The 16,881-nt window shown below is 59.1% G+C and carries 13 protein-coding genes and 1 tRNA gene; 8 read left to right on the forward strand and 6 right to left on the reverse strand.

Annotation, left to right across the window (positions count from 1 at the left end; genetic code table 11):
• The first annotated feature begins 89 nt into the window (after positions 1–89).
• Positions 90–166, forward strand: a tRNA-Ile gene (locus V2S86_RS18775).
• A 426-nt stretch (positions 167–592) separates the two neighbouring features.
• Here V2S86_RS18775 and V2S86_RS18780 read toward each other — a convergent pair.
• Positions 593–1,309 carry an HPP family protein gene (locus V2S86_RS18780; RefSeq protein ID WP_330763678.1) on the reverse strand — a complete coding sequence of 239 codons (717 nt, stop codon included), beginning with the start codon at positions 1,307–1,309 and terminating at the stop codon, positions 593–595.
• A 173-nt stretch (positions 1,310–1,482) separates the two neighbouring features.
• Between V2S86_RS18780 and yfcF the strand changes: the two genes are divergently transcribed.
• Entirely contained in the window at positions 1,483–2,118 is a 636-nt protein-coding gene (gene yfcF, locus V2S86_RS18785) for a glutathione transferase (RefSeq protein WP_330763679.1), read from the forward strand.
• 68 nt (positions 2,119–2,186) lie between these two features.
• Here yfcF and V2S86_RS18790 read toward each other — a convergent pair whose 3' ends face one another.
• Genes V2S86_RS18790 through V2S86_RS18800 form a run of 3 tightly spaced genes read right to left on the reverse strand, consistent with a single transcriptional unit; the run spans position 2,187 to position 6,223 of the window.
• The gene (locus tag V2S86_RS18790; protein ID WP_330763680.1) at positions 2,187–3,431 is read right to left on the reverse strand and encodes an amino acid permease; all 1,245 of its coding nucleotides are present in this window, start codon (positions 3,429–3,431) and stop codon (positions 2,187–2,189) included.
• 58 nt (positions 3,432–3,489) lie between these two features.
• Positions 3,490–4,944 carry an NAD-dependent succinate-semialdehyde dehydrogenase gene (locus V2S86_RS18795; protein ID WP_330763681.1) on the reverse strand — a complete coding sequence of 485 codons (1,455 nt, stop codon included), beginning with the start codon at positions 4,942–4,944 and terminating at the stop codon, positions 3,490–3,492.
• Between the two features lie 13 nt (positions 4,945–4,957).
• On the reverse strand, positions 4,958–6,223 hold the full coding sequence (locus V2S86_RS18800; RefSeq protein ID WP_330763682.1) for a 4-aminobutyrate--2-oxoglutarate transaminase: 1,266 nt from the start codon (positions 6,221–6,223) through the stop codon (positions 4,958–4,960).
• A gap of 121 nt (positions 6,224–6,344) precedes the next feature.
• Between V2S86_RS18800 and pdxR the strand changes: the two genes are divergently transcribed.
• On the forward strand, positions 6,345–7,814 hold the full coding sequence (pdxR, locus tag V2S86_RS18805; RefSeq protein ID WP_330763683.1) for a MocR-like pyridoxine biosynthesis transcription factor PdxR: 1,470 nt from the start codon (positions 6,345–6,347) through the stop codon (positions 7,812–7,814).
• Here the strand turns inward: pdxR and V2S86_RS18810 are convergent.
• A complete protein-coding gene (locus V2S86_RS18810; RefSeq protein WP_330763684.1) occupies positions 7,801–9,420 on the reverse strand; it encodes an ABC-F family ATP-binding cassette domain-containing protein in 1,620 nt (539 codons plus the stop codon). The genes pdxR and V2S86_RS18810 overlap by 14 nt on opposite strands.
• A 427-nt stretch (positions 9,421–9,847) precedes the next feature.
• Here V2S86_RS18810 and V2S86_RS18815 point away from each other — a divergent pair, with 427 nt between their 5' ends.
• Positions 9,848–11,869 carry an NADPH-dependent 2,4-dienoyl-CoA reductase gene (locus V2S86_RS18815; RefSeq protein ID WP_330763685.1) on the forward strand — a complete coding sequence of 674 codons (2,022 nt, stop codon included), beginning with the start codon at positions 9,848–9,850 and terminating at the stop codon, positions 11,867–11,869.
• A gap of 42 nt (positions 11,870–11,911) precedes the next feature.
• Here the strand turns inward: V2S86_RS18815 and rlmG are convergent, their stop codons facing one another.
• Positions 11,912–13,051 (reverse strand): 23S rRNA (guanine(1835)-N(2))-methyltransferase RlmG, encoded by a 1,140-nt coding sequence (gene rlmG / locus V2S86_RS18820; RefSeq protein WP_330763686.1) that lies wholly within the window; start codon positions 13,049–13,051, stop codon positions 11,912–11,914.
• Positions 13,052–13,200: 149 nt separating this feature from the next.
• Here rlmG and V2S86_RS18825 point away from each other — a divergent pair, with 149 nt between their 5' ends.
• From V2S86_RS18825 to V2S86_RS18840, 4 genes are all read left to right on the forward strand, one after another.
• Positions 13,201–13,707 (forward strand): M48 metallopeptidase family protein, encoded by a 507-nt coding sequence (locus tag V2S86_RS18825; protein ID WP_004948389.1) that lies wholly within the window; start codon positions 13,201–13,203, stop codon positions 13,705–13,707.
• Between the two features lie 100 nt (positions 13,708–13,807).
• Entirely contained in the window at positions 13,808–14,788 is a 981-nt protein-coding gene (locus tag V2S86_RS18830) for a Gfo/Idh/MocA family protein (protein ID WP_330763687.1), read from the forward strand.
• Position 14,789: 1 nt separating this feature from the next.
• Positions 14,790–15,521, forward strand: coding sequence for a glutamine amidotransferase (locus V2S86_RS18835; protein ID WP_330763688.1), 732 nt, complete (start codon positions 14,790–14,792; stop codon positions 15,519–15,521).
• A gap of 256 nt (positions 15,522–15,777) precedes the next feature.
• Positions 15,778–16,752, forward strand: coding sequence for a TerC family protein (locus V2S86_RS18840; protein ID WP_006320513.1), 975 nt, complete (start codon positions 15,778–15,780; stop codon positions 16,750–16,752).
• Positions 16,753–16,881 lie beyond the last annotated feature (129 nt).

The following is a 16,881-nucleotide window of genomic DNA, read 5'->3' on the forward strand; positions in this document are numbered from 1 at the left end:
TACAACAGACTACAACTGCGCATAAAAGCAACATACAGATGGTTAACTGTAGACCTGCGCCGAAGGATTACCGTATAATCTCGCCGCCTGGCCCCTTAGCTCAGTTGGTTAGAGCACGCGACTCATAATCGCTTGGTCACTGGTTCAAGTCCAGTAGGGGCCACCAAATTCTCGCTGATATAACAGCGCATCAAACCACCTCTCTGCAGGTGGTTTTTTGTTTCCGCTCACTCAACGCTGCCAAAGCGAATCTCGCCCCTCCTGATGCACATCGCAACGCCGTAGCCCGATGTCACGCAACTGACAACAACTCATCGAGCGCAAAGACTTTCTGCGACCATACGCAAAAAAACCACGGCGGCAATGCCGGCATAATTTGCGCCATAAGCCTTCGCGGTCGGCGGGTAAATCCAGTGTTTTTTCCATCACGTCACCCCAATTACACGCAAAGTAATAGGGTGACTCAGGTCACAAACACAAGACAGATTCAACGACTAACAATCAAAACCACACAGAAAGGCGTTCTGTAATTCTGTATGGTTAAAACAGTGGGTTTGTGTACCGGTTGCCGTTTTGCTGCGCGCCGACATCATCAGGCTGCGCCGTTCTGCCGCCGATGAGCGACCTGCTCCGCACGCCGCAGGATCTCCTGCAAATCGTCCTCGTCGATGTCAAACAGCTCGCCCTGCATCAGCACTTCATGCAGATCCGCCCGGGTAATAGATACCGCATCAATCGGCAGGCCGGTGGGCTTGGCCTCGGCCGGTGCCAGTTGGTGCGGGTAGCGGCGCCCGGCCAGGTTATTGAAGATAATCGCCAGTACCGCCAACAACACCGAATTAAGCAGCACCGGGTACAGCACAAAACTGTAACCCAGTTGGTGAATGCCCGGCCCGCCGAGGATCGCGGTCAGCGCCACCGCGCCGCCGGGCGGATGCAGGCAACGCAGTTTGAACATCAATCCAATGGCCACGGCGGCCGCCACGCCGCAAGCCAGCCCGGGATCGGCAATCAGCAGGCTGGTGCTGACCCCCACCAGCGCAGCCGACATATTGCCGCCCACGATCGACCAGGGTTGCGCCAACGGGCTGTTAGGTACGCCAAACAGCAAAACGGCGGAGGCTCCCATCGGCGCGATAAACCACAGGTTCACCTCCCCCAACACAAAATGGCTGATCCAGCCGGTAATCATCAACCCCAACCCGGCGCCGATGCTGGAAAGCAAAATCTCTTTTTTGCCCATGGCCAACGGATGCGGCCACAGGCGCGCGCAGCCGATCTTGAGTCTTGTTACTAACGGGTTCTTCATGTTACTTCGCACTGCCAAATTCAACGTAATAGCAACAAATATATCACACCATGCCTGGCGGAATAACCGCTGCCCCGCCAGCATTCGGCAACAACTTTCCGCTAACAGATTGATCTTTCGCCACCCCTCGGCAATGATCAAGGTTCTCTCCCCTTCGCCTTGAGGAAAAGCCGATGTCTCAACCGATTACCGAGCTCTATACCGACAGCCAATTTTTCAGCCCTTATGCCATGTCTGCATTTATTGTGCTGACGGAGAAAAGCATTCCCTTCAACGTGAAACCGGTCGATTTGGCACAGGAAGAAAATAAAGGCGCTGCCTATGCAGCACTGTCGTTAACCCGTCGGGTACCTACGTTGGTGATCGGTGAGTTCCAGCTGTCCGAGTCCTCGGCAATTGCCGAATATCTGGAGGATATTCATCCGGCGCATGCGGTCTACCCGCGCGACGTCAAGCTGCGGGCCAAAGCGCGTGAAATACAAGCCTGGCTGCGCAGCGATCTGTTGCCCATTCGCGTAGAACGGCCAACCGAGGCGGTGTTCGGCAACGAAAAATTCCCACCGCTGTCCGCTGCCGCAGAGGCCGCCGCCAACACACTGATCGCCGCAGTCGAAAAATTGCTGGGCCACGGCCAGGATAATTTGTTCAGGGAGTGGTGCATTGCCGATACCGATCTGGCGTTGATGCTGAACCGGTTGGTGATGCACGGGGATGAAGTGCCGGAGAACCTTCGCCACTACGCGCAAAAACAGTGGCAACGCCCTTCGGTGCAGGCCTGGCTGGCGCTGCCGGAGAAAACGCGCGGCTGAAAAAAATCGGCGGCCACGACGCCGCCGTTCTCAACTGAGAAACAACATCACTTATTGAGGGAAGGCAGTCACCATCCAGAGGGCAGATAGCCTAACAACGAGGCAATGGCGTATACCGCACTGGCCAGATACAGCAGCACGATGCTGATCTGCAACAGCGGGTGGGTGATCCAGTTGCACTGCCAGCGCGGCGTTTGATCACCGTGCTTGCGCGCCCCTCGCAGGATCAACATCGGCATAATCGACAGGATCACCCCGCTGAACACCCCGGCGAAATACAGCGCGTTAACGAACGACACCAGGCCGCTGTATGCCAGCGCGAACGGGGGTAGCACCACCAGCAACAGCACGCCGAATCGGCGCAGCGGTTGCTCGTCATTGCCCAGTCTGAACTGGTCGAAAATATTGGTCAGGAAGCTGCCGCCCAGCCCCCAGTAAGAAGTCAGCATCGCGCACAGCGCAAAGATATTGGCGGAGAAGAACGCCCACTGCCCGAGAGCCTGCCCCCAGGAAATGGTCGCCACGTCGGAGATATTATTCAGCCCGCTGAGGGCAATCACCGACATCGGCACCGCCGCCAGCAACACGAAGGTTACCGCCATGCCGACCATAATCGCCTTCGGCAGTTGCTCCGGCTTATCCGAGAAGCCACGTGCCATTTCCGGCACTATGTATTGCGCCGAGAAGCAGAACACCACCACGTTGAATACCGGCACCATAAAGCGCCAGTCGCCGTCCAGCAGATTGCGCATCTGGGTGGTGTCTTTCAGCAGTGTGGCCGCCACCAGCGCGCTCAGCATCACCACCATGCCGATGCTGATAAATTTCTCGCCGCGGCCAATCGCCTTCAGCCCCAGGTACAACACCCCCGCTGCGGGCACGAAAAACAGCAGGCTGCCGATGGCCGGGGAGATACCGAACAGCGATTGCAGCAGTTTGCCGCTGCCGGTCATATATGCGGTCAATGCGCCGACGCTGTTCACACATACCGAAGCAAACATCAGCCAGGCGCCAATGCCGCCGACGTAGCGTTTTGCCAGCCCGCTTAATTGCAGGTGCGCGCGGGTGCGCAGGGTAGATTCGGCGACGTACAGCATGGTGATGGTGGTCAGGCTCCCCACCAGCACCAGCCAGAACAGCAGCGGTAAAAAACCGGCTTTGCTGGAGGCATAAGCGATGGATAATACGCCGGCGCCGATATTGGTGCCGACAATCATCGCCACCCCTTCGAGGAAACTCAGTGATTTGGCGGGTGCAGACGTTCGCACCCCGGCGGCAAGCGCCGGAGAAATAGAGATGTTTTCAGAAGACATGCAGCATCCTTTGTTGCCCGGCGGCTCCGGCCACCGGGACAGGTTAATTTCCCGGTGGTTAACAGCTCACATCGATACACAGGTATTTCAGCTCCAGATATTCTTCAATGCCGTAACGCGATCCTTCACGTCCGAGTCCTGACTGCTTCACACCGCCAAACGGCGCGACTTCATTGGAGATCAGCCCGGTGTTGATGCCGACCATGCCGTATTCCAGCGCTTCCGGCACTCGCCACTGGCGCGAGGCACTCTGCGTAAACAGATAAGCAGCCAGACCGAATTCGGTGTCGTTGGCCATGGCGATCGCTTCCGCTTCATCATGGAAACGGAACAGCGGCGCCACCGGGCCAAAGGTTTCTTCCCGGGCGAAGCGCATTTTTTGCGTCACGCCGGTCACCACCGTCGGTTGGAAGAAGGTTCGGCCCAGCTCGTGCGGCTGCCCGCCGATAGCAATCTGCGCACCTTTGATCAAGGCATCGTCGATGTGGCTCTGCACTTTATCCACCGCGTCCTGGTCGATCAGCGGCCCCTGGGTGGTGCCTTCATGGCTGCCGTCACCGACCTTCAGTTGCTCAACCGCCGCCACCAACTTGTCCACCAAACGATCGTAGATGCCGTCCTGCACGTAGATGCGGTTGGCACAGACGCAGGTCTGGCCGCTGTTACGGAACTTGGAGGCCATAATGCCCGCCACCGCCGCGTCCAGATTGGCATCGTCGAAAACGATCACCGGCGCGTTGCCCCCCAGCTCCAGCGACAACTTTTTAATCGTCGGTGCGCACTGCGCCATCAGAATGCGGCCGACCTCGGTCGAACCGGTAAAGCTCAGTTTGCGCACCACCGGGCTGTCGCACAGCACCTTGCCCACCTGCGCCGCGTCGCCGGTCACCACCTGCAACACGCCTGGCGGAATGCCGGCATCCTGCGCCAGCTTCGCCAACGCCAACGCGGTTAGCGGCGTCTGTTCGGCCGGTTTGACGATCATCGCGCAGCCCGCAGCCAACGCCGGCGCAACCTTGCGGGTGATCATCGCCGCCGGGAAGTTCCACGGCGTGATCGCCGCGCAAACGCCGATCGGCTGTTTCACTACCACCAGGCGCTGCGAAGCCAGTGGCGCCTGCAACACGGCGCCGTCGACGCGTTTGGCCTCTTCGGCGAACCAGGTAATAAACGAAGCGGCATAGGCGACTTCACCGCGCGCTTCCGCCAGCGATTTACCCTGCTCGGCGGTCATCAGCTGCGCCAAATCCTCCTGGGCCGCCAGTATCTTGTCGGCCCAGGCCAGCAACAGTACAGAGCGCTGTTTGGCGGTCAGCTGTTTCCAGCCCTGCTGCGCCAACTGCGCCGCGTTAATCGCCTGCTGCGTTTCTTCTTCGCTGACCAACGGAATGCTGGCCAGCTCTGCGCCGCTCGCCGGGTTGATGACCGCTTCACGCCGGCCGCTCAACGCGTCGCACCACTCACCGTTAATCAGGCACTGGCTGCGCAGCAGCTCGGGGTTATTCAGTTTCATTGCCGGTCACTCCTTATTGGGCCAACGCGCGGGAAAGAATGCCCAGCGCCTGGGTGAACTGTTCCTCAGGGATGGTCAGCGGATACAGGAAGCGGATCACGTTGCCGTTCACACCACAGCTCAACAGCAGCAGGCCCTCTTCCAGCGCCTTCTGTTGTACCTGACGGGTGATTTCCGCCGAAGGCTTGCCGGTCGCCGGATCCTTGAACTCCACCGCCACCATTGAACCCTGCGCGCGAATATCCGCGATCGCCGGGCTGGTTTTGCGCGCCTGTTGCAGCACTTCCACCAAATGCTGGCCCAAACGTTGGGAACGCTGGCACAGCTGTTCTTCGTCGATCACGTCCAGCACCGCAAGTGCCGCAGCCACCGCCAGCGGGTTACCGGCATAGGTGCCACCCAGCCCGCCCGGCGCCGGGGCGTCCATCACATCGGCACGGCCGGCTACCGCCGACAGCGGCATACCGCCCGCCAGGCTTTTCGCCATGGTGATCAGATCCGGTTTCACCGCGTAATGTTCCATGGCAAACAGCTTGCCGGTACGGGCAAACCCGGTCTGCACTTCGTCGGCAATCAGCAAAATGCCGTGCTGGTCGCACAGTTCGCGCAGCGCCTGCATAAAATCGGCCGGCGCGATGTTGAAACCGCCCTCGCCCTGCACCGGCTCCAGTACGATGGCGGCCACTTGTTTGGGATCGATATCCGCCTTAAAGATGCGCTCCAGGCTGTTCATCGCGTCTTCGGTAGTCACGCCATACAGCGCATTCGGATACTGGCCGTGGAACACCGAACCGGGGAAGGGCCCGAAGCCCAGCTTGTACGGCGCCACTTTGCCGGTCAGCGCCATGGTCATGTAAGTGCGGCCATGGAAACCGCCGCCAAAGGTGATCAGGCCCGGCCGGCCGGTATAGGCGCGGGCGATTTTGACCGCGTTTTCCACCGCTTCTGCGCCGGTGGTGAACAAGGCGGTTTTGCAAGGGCCTTCGATCGGTGCGCGCTGGTTGATGCGCTCTGCCAGCGAGACGTAACTTTCGTAAGGAACAATCTGATAAGCGGTGTGGGTGAAGGCCTTCAGTTGCCGTTCAATGGCGGCGATCACCTTCGGATGCCGGTGTCCGGTATTCAGAACAGCAATACCGGAAGCGAAATCGATAACTTCATTACCTTCTACGTCCCACAGCGTGGCGTTCTCCGCACGCTCGGCGTAAAAACCGCACATCACACCAATCCCGCGTGGGGTGGCATCCTGACGACGTTGATTCAGTTCTGCGTTTTTCATGCTGTTCTCTCCGGTCGGTGTCCGTTGTACGTTTCGTTCACATTCGTGAAACAATGACGTTTATTTACACAGGATGTGGCCCTATAATCGAGTGCCAGTTACGATTAATTGAGGGATCCAATTGCGCTCACTGAGTGGTGACCTGTTATTGCAGCGTCTCGGCGAACAGCCCGATGATAAGCTGCACAAGCGGCTGTATAACGCGATCCGCACCAGCATTTTGGACGGCAGTTTGCCGCCCTCCAGCCGCCTGCCCGCCTCGCGCGATCTGGCGCAGGAACTCAGGCTGTCTCGCAACACCGTATTAACCGTTTATGAACAACTTCTGGCGGAAGGTTATGTTTTGGCACGCGCAGGCAGTGGCACATTCGTCGCCGAAACCGTGCCGGACAGCTGTTTATCTGCCGTCAGCGCCCCCGCAGGCAGTGATGGAGAACAGCGGCGCATTGAGCTGTCGGCGCGGGGTTCCACCCTGCTGCATCACGCCAGCGCCAGCCCCAAACAGTGGGGCGCGTTTATCCCCGGCGTACCCGACGTCAACGCCTTTCCTCACCAATTGTTCAGCAAGATCCAGGCGCGTATCAGCCGCCGCCCCGCCCCGCAGCGGCTGACCTACAGTAATCAGGGCGGCAGCCCGGAGTTGCAGCATGCATTGGTGGACTATCTGCGCGTCGCGCGTTCGGTGCGCTGCTCGCCGGAGCAAATTTTGATTACCGAAGGCATTCATCAGGCGATAGATCTGGTGACGCGCATGCTGTGCAATCCGGGCGACGACGCGTGGATTGAAGAACCTGGCTATTGGGGGATCCGCAATATTTTGCGGATGAACGACGTGAATATCTGCCCATTGGGGGTCGATGAGGCCGGCATGGTGCCGCCGGAGCAGCCAACCGGCTCGCCACGGCTGATTTTCGTCACCCCATCGCACCAGTATCCGCTGGGATCGGTGATGAGTCTGGCGCGACGGCAGCGCTTGCTGGCATTGGCGCGCAACGGCGGCAGTTGGATTGTCGAAGATGACTACGACAGCGAATTCCGCTTTTCCGGCCAGCCCATCCCGGCGCTGCAAGGGCTGGAAGCCGATGCGCCGGTGATTTATATCGGCACCTTCAGCAAGACGCTGTACCCGGCGCTGCGGCTGGGTTACGTGGTGCTGCCAAAACCCTTGATGACGGCGCTGAAAACCGCGCACGCCGAACTCTATCGCGGCGGTCATCTGCTGATCCAGACCGCGCTGGCGCAGTTTATTCAGGAAGGCCACTACACCGCGCATATTCGCCGCATGCGGCTGCTGTATGCCCGGCGGCGGGCATTTCTGACCGCGTTGATTGAGCAGCATCTGGGCAAGCAGGCGTTGAGCGAATTCAACAACAACGCCGGGCTGCACCTGATCCTGAACCTGCCGGACGAAGCCGACGACGTGGCGATCGCCGCAGCCGCCGCTGCACGCGGCGTGCTGGTGCGGCCGCTGTCGCGTTACTACATGCAGCCCAACCACCGCCGCGGCCTGCTGATGGGCTTCGCCTGCGTGCCGGAGGAACAGATGGCCGCCGCCTTTACCCTGCTGCTGCAATGCATTACAGCGCCCTGAACTGCCAGCTTCCGTCCTGCCAGTACAGGCGATGAGTCAGTTTCAGCGCCCGCAGGAAGGCTTCATCGTGCGAAACCACCAGCATCGCGCCGGGAAACTCCGCTAGCGCGGCCTCAATGGCCAGTGACGAAGCCAGATCCAAATGGTTGGTCGGCTCGTCCAGCAACAGCAATTGCGCCGGCTCCTTACGCCACAGGGCACAGGCCAGTGCCGCCTTCAGCCTTTCTCCGCCGCTTAGCGCCGCCAACGGTAACGAGATCCGTTCCGCACCGAGTTGCAACTGCGCCAGTTGGGTGCGCAATGCCCCCTCCGCCAACGGGGAATCCTGCAACCCCAGCAGCGCCATCACCGATAGCCGCGAATCGAACTGAGACAGGGTTTGGTCGAGGTAAGCCATTGGCAGCGGGCAGTGAACCTGACCGGACACCGCAGCCAACTGACCGAGAATCACCTTCAGCAACGTGGATTTTCCGCAACCGTTCGGGCCGGTCAGCGCTACGCGCATGGGCCCGTCGATGCGCATATCCAGCGGCGGCGCACTGACAAAAGGCAGCTGCAGTTGCTCGAGCACCAGCACCTGCTTACCCGCCATCACCGTGCTGCCTGGCAGGGTCAACATCACCGGGCTGTCTTCTTCGACCCGCTGGTACGCCTCGCGCACGGCGGCATCGAGGCTGCCTTTTTGCTCCTGATGCTGTTTGCGCAGCGTGCCGAGGCTCTCTTTGGCCGCCGCCTTGTAGGCCACGCGTTCGAAAGAGGCGATATTCAGCGTGTCGACGGTTCTCAGCGTTTGGGCTGAACGCCGCTGGCTGATGTCGTGTTCTTTCTGCTGCCGGGCGCGAGTGCGTTTGCGTTCCTGCCGCGCATGTTCCCAGCCGGCTCGCGCCGCCTGCTGCTCCAAATCGCGCTGCCGGCGATAGTCATCGTAGTTGCCGCCATAGCTGTGCAGCCCGTCGGGCGTCAGCTCGACGATGCGTGCCATACGCGCCAGCAGTTGCCGATCGTGGCTGGCAACCAGCAGCCCGCCACGCCACTGCGCCAACTGCCGGTACAGCCAGTCGCGGCCGTCGGTATCAAGATGATTGGTCGGTTCATCCAGCAGCAAGAAATCCGCACCGCCCAGCATCGCGCCGCAGAGTGCCGCACGCATTCGCTCCCCGCCGCTCAGAGAGCCGGCCGGTCGCAGCGGGTCGAACTCAGGCAGCCCGGCGGCGGCAAAGGCAGCGTGCAGACGATCGATCAGATCCCACTGCCCTTCCAGACGATCGATATCGTCCGCCAACGGACGCCCCTGCTCAATGCGCGCCAACGCGGCAAATACCTCACCATAGCCCAGCAATTGCGCCAGCGTGATCTGAGCTGCGATCTCCGGCTGTTGCGCCACATAGGCCAGCGAAGCATGCGTTTCCACATGCCCGCCACCCGGTTGAGCCAGGCCGGCGATCAGGCGCAGCAGACGGGTTTTGCCGACGCCGTTGCGCCCAACCAGGCCACAGTGCTGTTGATCGAAAGTGAGATCCAGCGGGCCGAACAGCGTTTCGCCGTCAGCAAACTGGCAGGTCAGTTGGTGTAAAACAAAATAAGGGGATTGCGCAAAATGAGCCATAAGCACTCCTGAATGAAATCAAAACATCCCCATCCGGCACTGGCGTGCTCAGCATGGGACAAGATATCAACAGGCGTGTTTGTTCATTTTCGGTGATGGCTCCGCAGAGAAGGCATGGATATGCCGCAGACAAAGATTACCCGATAACTTGTCTACTATGCAAACAACTACAAAGATTCATGACATCTATCACATTCAGCGCAACGCAGATTCCCAATGGCACAGACAACGGCTAGATTTATCTCATCCGACCACTTGGGTCGCACATAATAATAACGATTTCTCATACCCAATAGCTTTCAGACCGCAGCCAGGCGGCAAATTCGCGAATCCTCGGGAACTTACTCCAGTAAGTGACTGGGGTGACCGAACGCGGCCAACAACGCTGCGGTTTGAAAGATGAAGGGGATGAACGATGGAGACTACAATGAGCAATTACCCACACCTGCTGGCACCGCTGGATCTCGGCTTCACCACTCTGAAAAACCGGGTGCTGATGGGATCGATGCACACCGGCCTGGAAGAGCTTTCCGATGGCCCGGAACGCATGGCCGCTTTCTATGCCGAACGCGCAGCGGCCGGCGTGGCGCTGATCGTGACCGGCGGCATCGCCCCCAATGAAAAAGGCGTGGTATACCGCGGCGGTTCCACTCTCAGCCGCCGGGATCAGGTCGATCATCATCGGATCGTCACCGATGCCGTCCACCGGGCCGGGGGCAAAATTGCGTTGCAGATCCTGCATGCCGGCCGCTACAGCTATCAACCGCAGCCGGTGGCGCCGTCCGCCCTGCAGGCGCCGATCAACCCCTTCACCCCGACCGCACTGAGCGAGGCGGAGATCGAACAGACCATCGCCGACTTCGCCCACTGTGCGCTGCTGGCGCAGCAGGCCGGTTACGACGGCGTAGAAGTGATGGGTTCCGAAGGCTATTTGATCAACCAATTCCTGGTGGCGCGCACCAACCAGCGCGATGACTCCTGGGGAGGCAGCTTCAGCAACCGCATGCGTTTTGCCGTGGAGATCGTTCGGGCGGTGCGTCAGGCGGTTGGCCGCGAGTTCATTTTGATTTACCGCCTGTCGATGCTCGATCTGGTGGAAGACGGCTCCAGCTGGCAGGAGATCGAACAGCTGGCGCTGGCGATCGAACAAGCGGGCGCGACCCTGATCAACACCGGCATCGGCTGGCATGAGGCGCGGATCCCGACTATCGCCACCATGGTGCCGCGCGCCGGTTTCAGTTGGGTGACCCGCAAGTTGATGGGCAAAGTGCGCATTCCGCTGATCACCACCAACCGCATCAATGATCCCGCTGTTGCAGAACAAGTGCTGGCGGACGGCTGCGCCGACATGGTGTCGATGGCTCGCCCGTTCCTGGCCGACGCGGCTTTTGTGCAAAAAGCCGCCGAAGGGCGCGCCGACGAGATAAACACCTGCATTGGCTGCAATCAGGCCTGTCTCGATCAGATTTTTGAAGGCAAGCTCACCTCCTGCCTGGTAAACCCACGTGCCTGCCGCGAAACCGAAATGCCGTTGACCATGGCCGAAAAGCCGAAAAAGCTGGCGGTGATCGGCGCCGGGCCGGCCGGGCTGGCGTTTGCCACCACCGCCGCCAGCCGTGGCCACCGGGTGACGCTGTTCGATGCCGCCGATCAGATTGGCGGGCAGTTCAATATCGCCAAGCAGATCCCCGGTAAAGAAGAATTCCACGAAACCCTGCGCTACTTCCGCCGCCAGCTGGCATTGCTTGAGGTGACGGTGAAACTGGGTACGCAGGTAGAAGCCGCCGATCTGGCGGAATTCGACGAAGTGATCCTCGCCTGCGGCATTGTGCCGCGCACGCCGGCAATTCCAGGGATTGATAACGCCAAGGTGCTGACCTATCTGGACGTATTGCGCGACAAAAAGCCGGTCGGCCAGCGGGTGGCGATTATCGGCGCCGGCGGCATCGGCTTCGACACCGCCGAGTACCTCAGCCAGCACGGCGTGTCGAGCAGCCTGGATCAGGCAGAATTTAACCGTGAATGGGGTATCGATGGCCAACTCAGCCAACGCGGCGGGCTGGCGGCGCAAGGGCCGGTGGCGGAACGCGGGCCGCGGCAAATCTATCTGCTGCAGCGCAAAACCAGCAAAGTGGGCGAAGGCCTGGGGAAAACCACCGGTTGGATCCACCGCACCAGCCTGACAATGCGTGGCGTCAAGATGCTCAACAGCGTGAACTATCAACGTATTGATGAGGAAGGATTGCACATCTCGCGTGCCGAGCAGGAAAGCTGTCTGCCGGTGGATACGGTGGTTATCTGCGCCGGGCAGGAGCCACGCCGCGAACTGCAGCAGCCGCTGCTGGCGATGGGAAAAACCGTGCATTTGATTGGCGGTGCGGACGTTGCCGCCGAGCTGGATGCCCGCCGCGCCATCGATCAGGGTACGCGGCTGGCGATGGCGCTGTAATAAATAATCATTAAGGGGCGCATGCATTGCGCCCCCGGTGACTCAGTAACGTGCGCCGGATTTCACCGCTTTCAGGATCACAAACTTCTTGTTGGATGCCACCAGGGTGCAGTTGCCGAACAAACGCTTCAGCTTCTGGTGGTAGTCCAGATGACGGTTGCCGACGATGCGCAGCTCGCCGCCCACCTGCAGGCAACGCTTGGCGTCGCAGAACATCTGCCAGGCGGTATGGTCGGTGATCGCATGCTGCTGGTGGAACGGTGGGTTGCACAGTACCGCCTGCACGCTTTCACGCTCAATCCCCGCCAGCGAGTTATTCACTTCAAACTGACAGCGATCCAGCTCCTGCGGCAGGTTGTGCTCCACGTTCAACTCGCTGGACGCCACCGCCATATAAGATTCATCGACAAAGCTCACCTGCGCCTGCGGGTTCTGCACCAGCGCAGCCAGGCCAATAACGCCGTTGCCGCAACCGAGATCGACAATGTGACCGTCCAGATCGTGCGGCAGATTATCCAGGAACAGACGAGCGCCAATATCCAGGCTGCCGCGTGAGAACACGTTGGCATGGTTGTGGATCAGCCAATCGGTGCCGTCCAGCGTCCAGTTGGTGGTTTCCGGCGCCGTCGGTGGCACGATGTCCGCCACTTCGCAATGGATCAGGCGCGCTTTCTTCCACGCCAGGCTGGTGCGCGTCGGCCCCAGTACCTTTTCAAACAGCTGCATGGTTGAAGTGTGCACGTCGCGCGCCTTGGCTCCGGCGATGATCACCGTGTCCGGCGCCACCACGTTGCGCAGCGAGCGCAGTTGCTGTTCCAGCAGCGCCAGCGCCTTGGGTATGCGGATCAACACCACTGCCGGCGATGCAGGCAGTTCGGCGAGGCTGTCCAGCAGCGTCACCTGCTCCGGATCCAGCCCATTGAGCTTCAGATTATGGCGCGTAGCCAGCTGACTCATGTATGAATCGCTGATGCTGTAGGGCCGATGGCCGTGCAGCGCACAGGCCAGCGTGCCGAAGTTGTCGTTGAAAATCAGCACCGGGCGATCGCCGATGTCTACATTTTCAAGCTGTTGCAGCAAATATTCGTCTGCCGCTTCCCACGCCTGCAATTGGGTGGATTCTTCCTGTTGGGGATAACGCTCCAGCTCAAGTTGCTGTGTTCCCAGATCGAGTTGGCTCATTGCCCCTCCTGACTGATAAAATTTGGGCTGTTTATCCCCTAAAAACGTCCATCAGTAAAATGTTTTTTCGGATAAATTGCCCTTTGCGGGCTTTGCGCGAAAAAACGTCATAGAATAGCCCGCTGAATTGCCGCCAATACGGGAAGATGATGTCCGAACTGACTTACCTGCAGGGTTACCCTGAACATCTGCAAAGCCAGGTGCAGCAGTTGATCGACCAGCAGCGGCTGGGGGATGTGCTGTTGCAGCGCTATCCGCAGGTGCATGATTGCACCACCGACAAGTCGCTTTATCAGTATACCGTCGATCTGAAAAACCAATACCTGCGCAACGCCCAGCCGCTGAGCAAAGTAGCCTACGACGGTAAAATCCAGGTGATGAAACACGCGCTTGGCATGCACACCGCCATTTCACGCGTACAGGGCGGCAAGCTGAAGGCCAAGGCGGAAATCCGCGTGGCGACGGTGTTCAAGCTGGCGCCGGAGCCGTTCCTGCGCATGATCGTGGTGCATGAACTGGCGCATCTGAAAGAGAAGGATCACAACAAAGCCTTCTACAGCCTGTGCTGCCATATGGAGCCGAATTACCATCAGCTGGAATTCGACACCCGGCTGTACCTGACCCACCTCTCCGTATTTGGCGATCTGTATGCATAGCGGGATTCGCCTTCGGTAATTGCCGTGATAATCTGATTCTTTCTACCCTATGCCGCACTTGAAATTCATAGGGTATAGGGCCTGGGAACCGGAGATATCTATGATTCGCTTTGCCGTTGTTGGCACCAACTGGATTACGGAACGCTTTATCGACGCCGCACATGAAAGCGGCAAACTGAAGCTGACCGCCATCTATTCGCGCAAGCTCGAGCAGGCGCAGGCGTTTGGCGCCAACTATCACGTCAGTCTGTTTTTCGATTCCCTGGAGGCGCTGGCCCAATCCGACGCCATCGATGCGGTGTACATCGCCAGCCCCAATTCCCTGCATTGCCAGCAATCGCTGCTGTTCCTCAGCCATAAAAAGCACGTGATCTGCGAAAAGCCGCTGGCCTCCAACCTGCGCGAAGCAGAACAGCTGGTTGCCTGCGCGCGGGAAAACCAGGTGGTGCTGTTCGAAGCCTTCAAAAGCGCTCATCTGCCGAATTTCCTGACCCTGAAGCAGGCGCTGCCGAAAATCGGCCGGCTGCGCAAAGCCTTTATCAACTACTGCCAATACTCTTCGCGCTATCCGCGTTATCTGGCCGGCGAGAACCCAAACACCTTTAACCCGCAGTTCTCCAATGGCTCTATCATGGACATTGGCTACTATTGCCTGGCCAGTGCCGTGGCGCTGTTTGGCGCGCCAAAAGCCGTGATCGCCAGCGCTGCGCTGCTGGACACCGGCGTTGATGCGCACGGAACCGCCTGCCTCAATTACGGGGATTTTGACGTCACCATTTCTCATTCCAAGGTCAGCAACTCGGATATTCCGAGCGAAATCCAGGGTGAAGAAGGGACGCTGATCATTGATAAAATCTCGGAGTGTCAGGGTGTGGCGTTGACGCCGCGCGGTGGCAATCGCCAGGATCTGACCCAACCGCAGCATATCAATACCATGCTGTATGAGGCGCAAGCCTTCGCCGATCTGGTTGAAAAACGGCAGGTGGAACATCCAGGGTTGGAAAACTCGCTGATCGTCGCCCAGTTGCTGACCGAAATCCGCCGCCAGACCGGCGTGACCTTCCCTGCCGATGGAGAATGACATGAAACCGCTATTGTTGATGCAAACCGGCGACGCGCCGGAGGCAATACGCCGGGATAAGGGCAACTTCGACGGAATGTTCCTGCAACAGGGCAACATTGACACCGATCGCGTGCAGATCGTGCATCTTCCTTCCGGCGAGCAGTTGCCGGCGCCGCAAAACTACGCCGGCGTGGTGATTACCGGATCTGCGGCGATGGTCACCGAACAATTGCCGTGGAGCGAACAGGCCGCCGAGTGGCTGCGTCAGGCGATGCAAATCAAGCTGCCGATTTTCGGCGCCTGCTACGGCCACCAGTTGCTGGCCTATGCGCTCGGCGGTGAAGTGGGCTACCACCCGCAAGGTATGGAAGTCGGTACGCTGGATATCGAACTGCTGCCAGCCGCCGCCAACGATCGCCGCCTGGCGATGCTGCCGCCGCACTTCAAGGCCAATCTGATCCACTCGCAGAGCGTACTGACGCCGCCTGTCGGTGCGAAGGTGCTGGCGCGTTCACAGCAGGACGCCTGCCAGATCCTCAGCTATGGCGATCACGTACTGACCACCCAGTTCCATCCGGAATTTAACGGCGCGGTGATGCACCAATACCTGAGCTGGCTTGGCGAACTGTACCCCGAGCAGCAGACGCAGTATCAGCTTAAGCAACAGCAGGTTAGCGATACGCCTTTCAGCCGGTTGCTGCTGCAAGGTTTTGTCGTCAGCCTCGGCGCGCAACAGGCCCTGGCCGGCTAGCGTGATAAACGTTGACCGCTGACACATTTTGCATTACTTTCTGCGATGCAAAGGGGAGTAACTTCATTGCCGGTTAATCGTCATTACGATGCGCAAGCATCCGGTTACCGGGCAACATAAGTGGCGGGCACTGCGGGTGCACCTTCATCAACGTTGTAAGTGAGACCTTGCCGGAAGGCGAGGTTTGCTTGTAGCGTTCACAAAGCGGCTGGCGTCTTCCGACGTTGGCCGTTTTTGTTTTTGAAGGATATCTCTGATGATGAATACCGTTGGCACACCTTGGTTATGGGGCAGTTTCGCCGCCATCATAGTTGTGATGCTCGCAATCGACTTACTGCTGCAGGGCCGCAAAGGCGCGCACACCATGACGCTGAAGCAGGCCGCCAGTTGGTCGCTGGTGTGGGTCAGCCTTTCCCTGCTGTTCAACCTGGGTTTCTGGTACTACCTGAACCAAACCGCCGGGCGCGCCGTCGCCGATACGCAGGCGCTCGCCTTCCTCACCGGTTACCTGATCGAAAAAGCGCTGGCAGTCGATAACGTCTTCGTCTGGCTGATGCTGTTCAGCTACTTTGCCGTGCCGGCTAACCTGCAACGACGTGTGCTGATTTTCGGCGTATTGGGCGCAATCGTGCTGCGTACCATCATGATCTTCGCCGGTAGCTGGCTGGTGACCCAGTTCCAGTGGCTGCTGTATCTGTTCGGTGCCTTCCTGCTGTTCACCGGCATCAAAATGGCGCTGGCGAAGGAAGACGATTCGGCGATTGGCGACAAACCGCTGGTAAGGTGGCTGCGCAGCCATCTGCGCATGACCGACAACCTCGAAGGCGAACGTTTCTTCGTGCGCCGCAACGGGCTGCTGTTCGCTACGCCGCTGGTGCTGGTGTTGATCCTGGTGGAACTGAGCGACGTGATTTTCGCGGTCGACAGCATTCCGGCCATCTTTGCCGTTACTACCGATCCGTTTATCGTCCTGACCTCTAACCTGTTTGCCATCATGGGCCTGCGCGCCATGTATTTCCTGCTGGCCAACGTGGCGGAGCGCTTCTCGATGCTGAAATACGGCCTGTCGATCATTCTGATGTTTATCGGCGTCAAGATGCTGATTATCGACTTCTTCCATATCCCGATCGGCGTTTCGCTCGGCGTGGTAGCCGGTATTCTGACATTAACGCTGCTGATCAATGCCTGGGTTAACCGCCGCAACGATCGCCTGGCGAATAAAGCGCCATAATCTGTTATCCGGGGCGCTAGCCGCCCCGCGATTGTTTGGCAATTCGTCCAAAACACCAAACGTTATTGCGATCACACAAATGTAACCAGTATGTTATCAAGAGTTGATCCGCCCTCAGAATTTCACTTC

The sequence above is a fragment of the Serratia sp. C2(1) genome, from assembly GCF_036352655.1.
GTDB lineage: Bacteria > Pseudomonadota > Gammaproteobacteria > Enterobacterales > Enterobacteriaceae > Serratia > Serratia inhibens.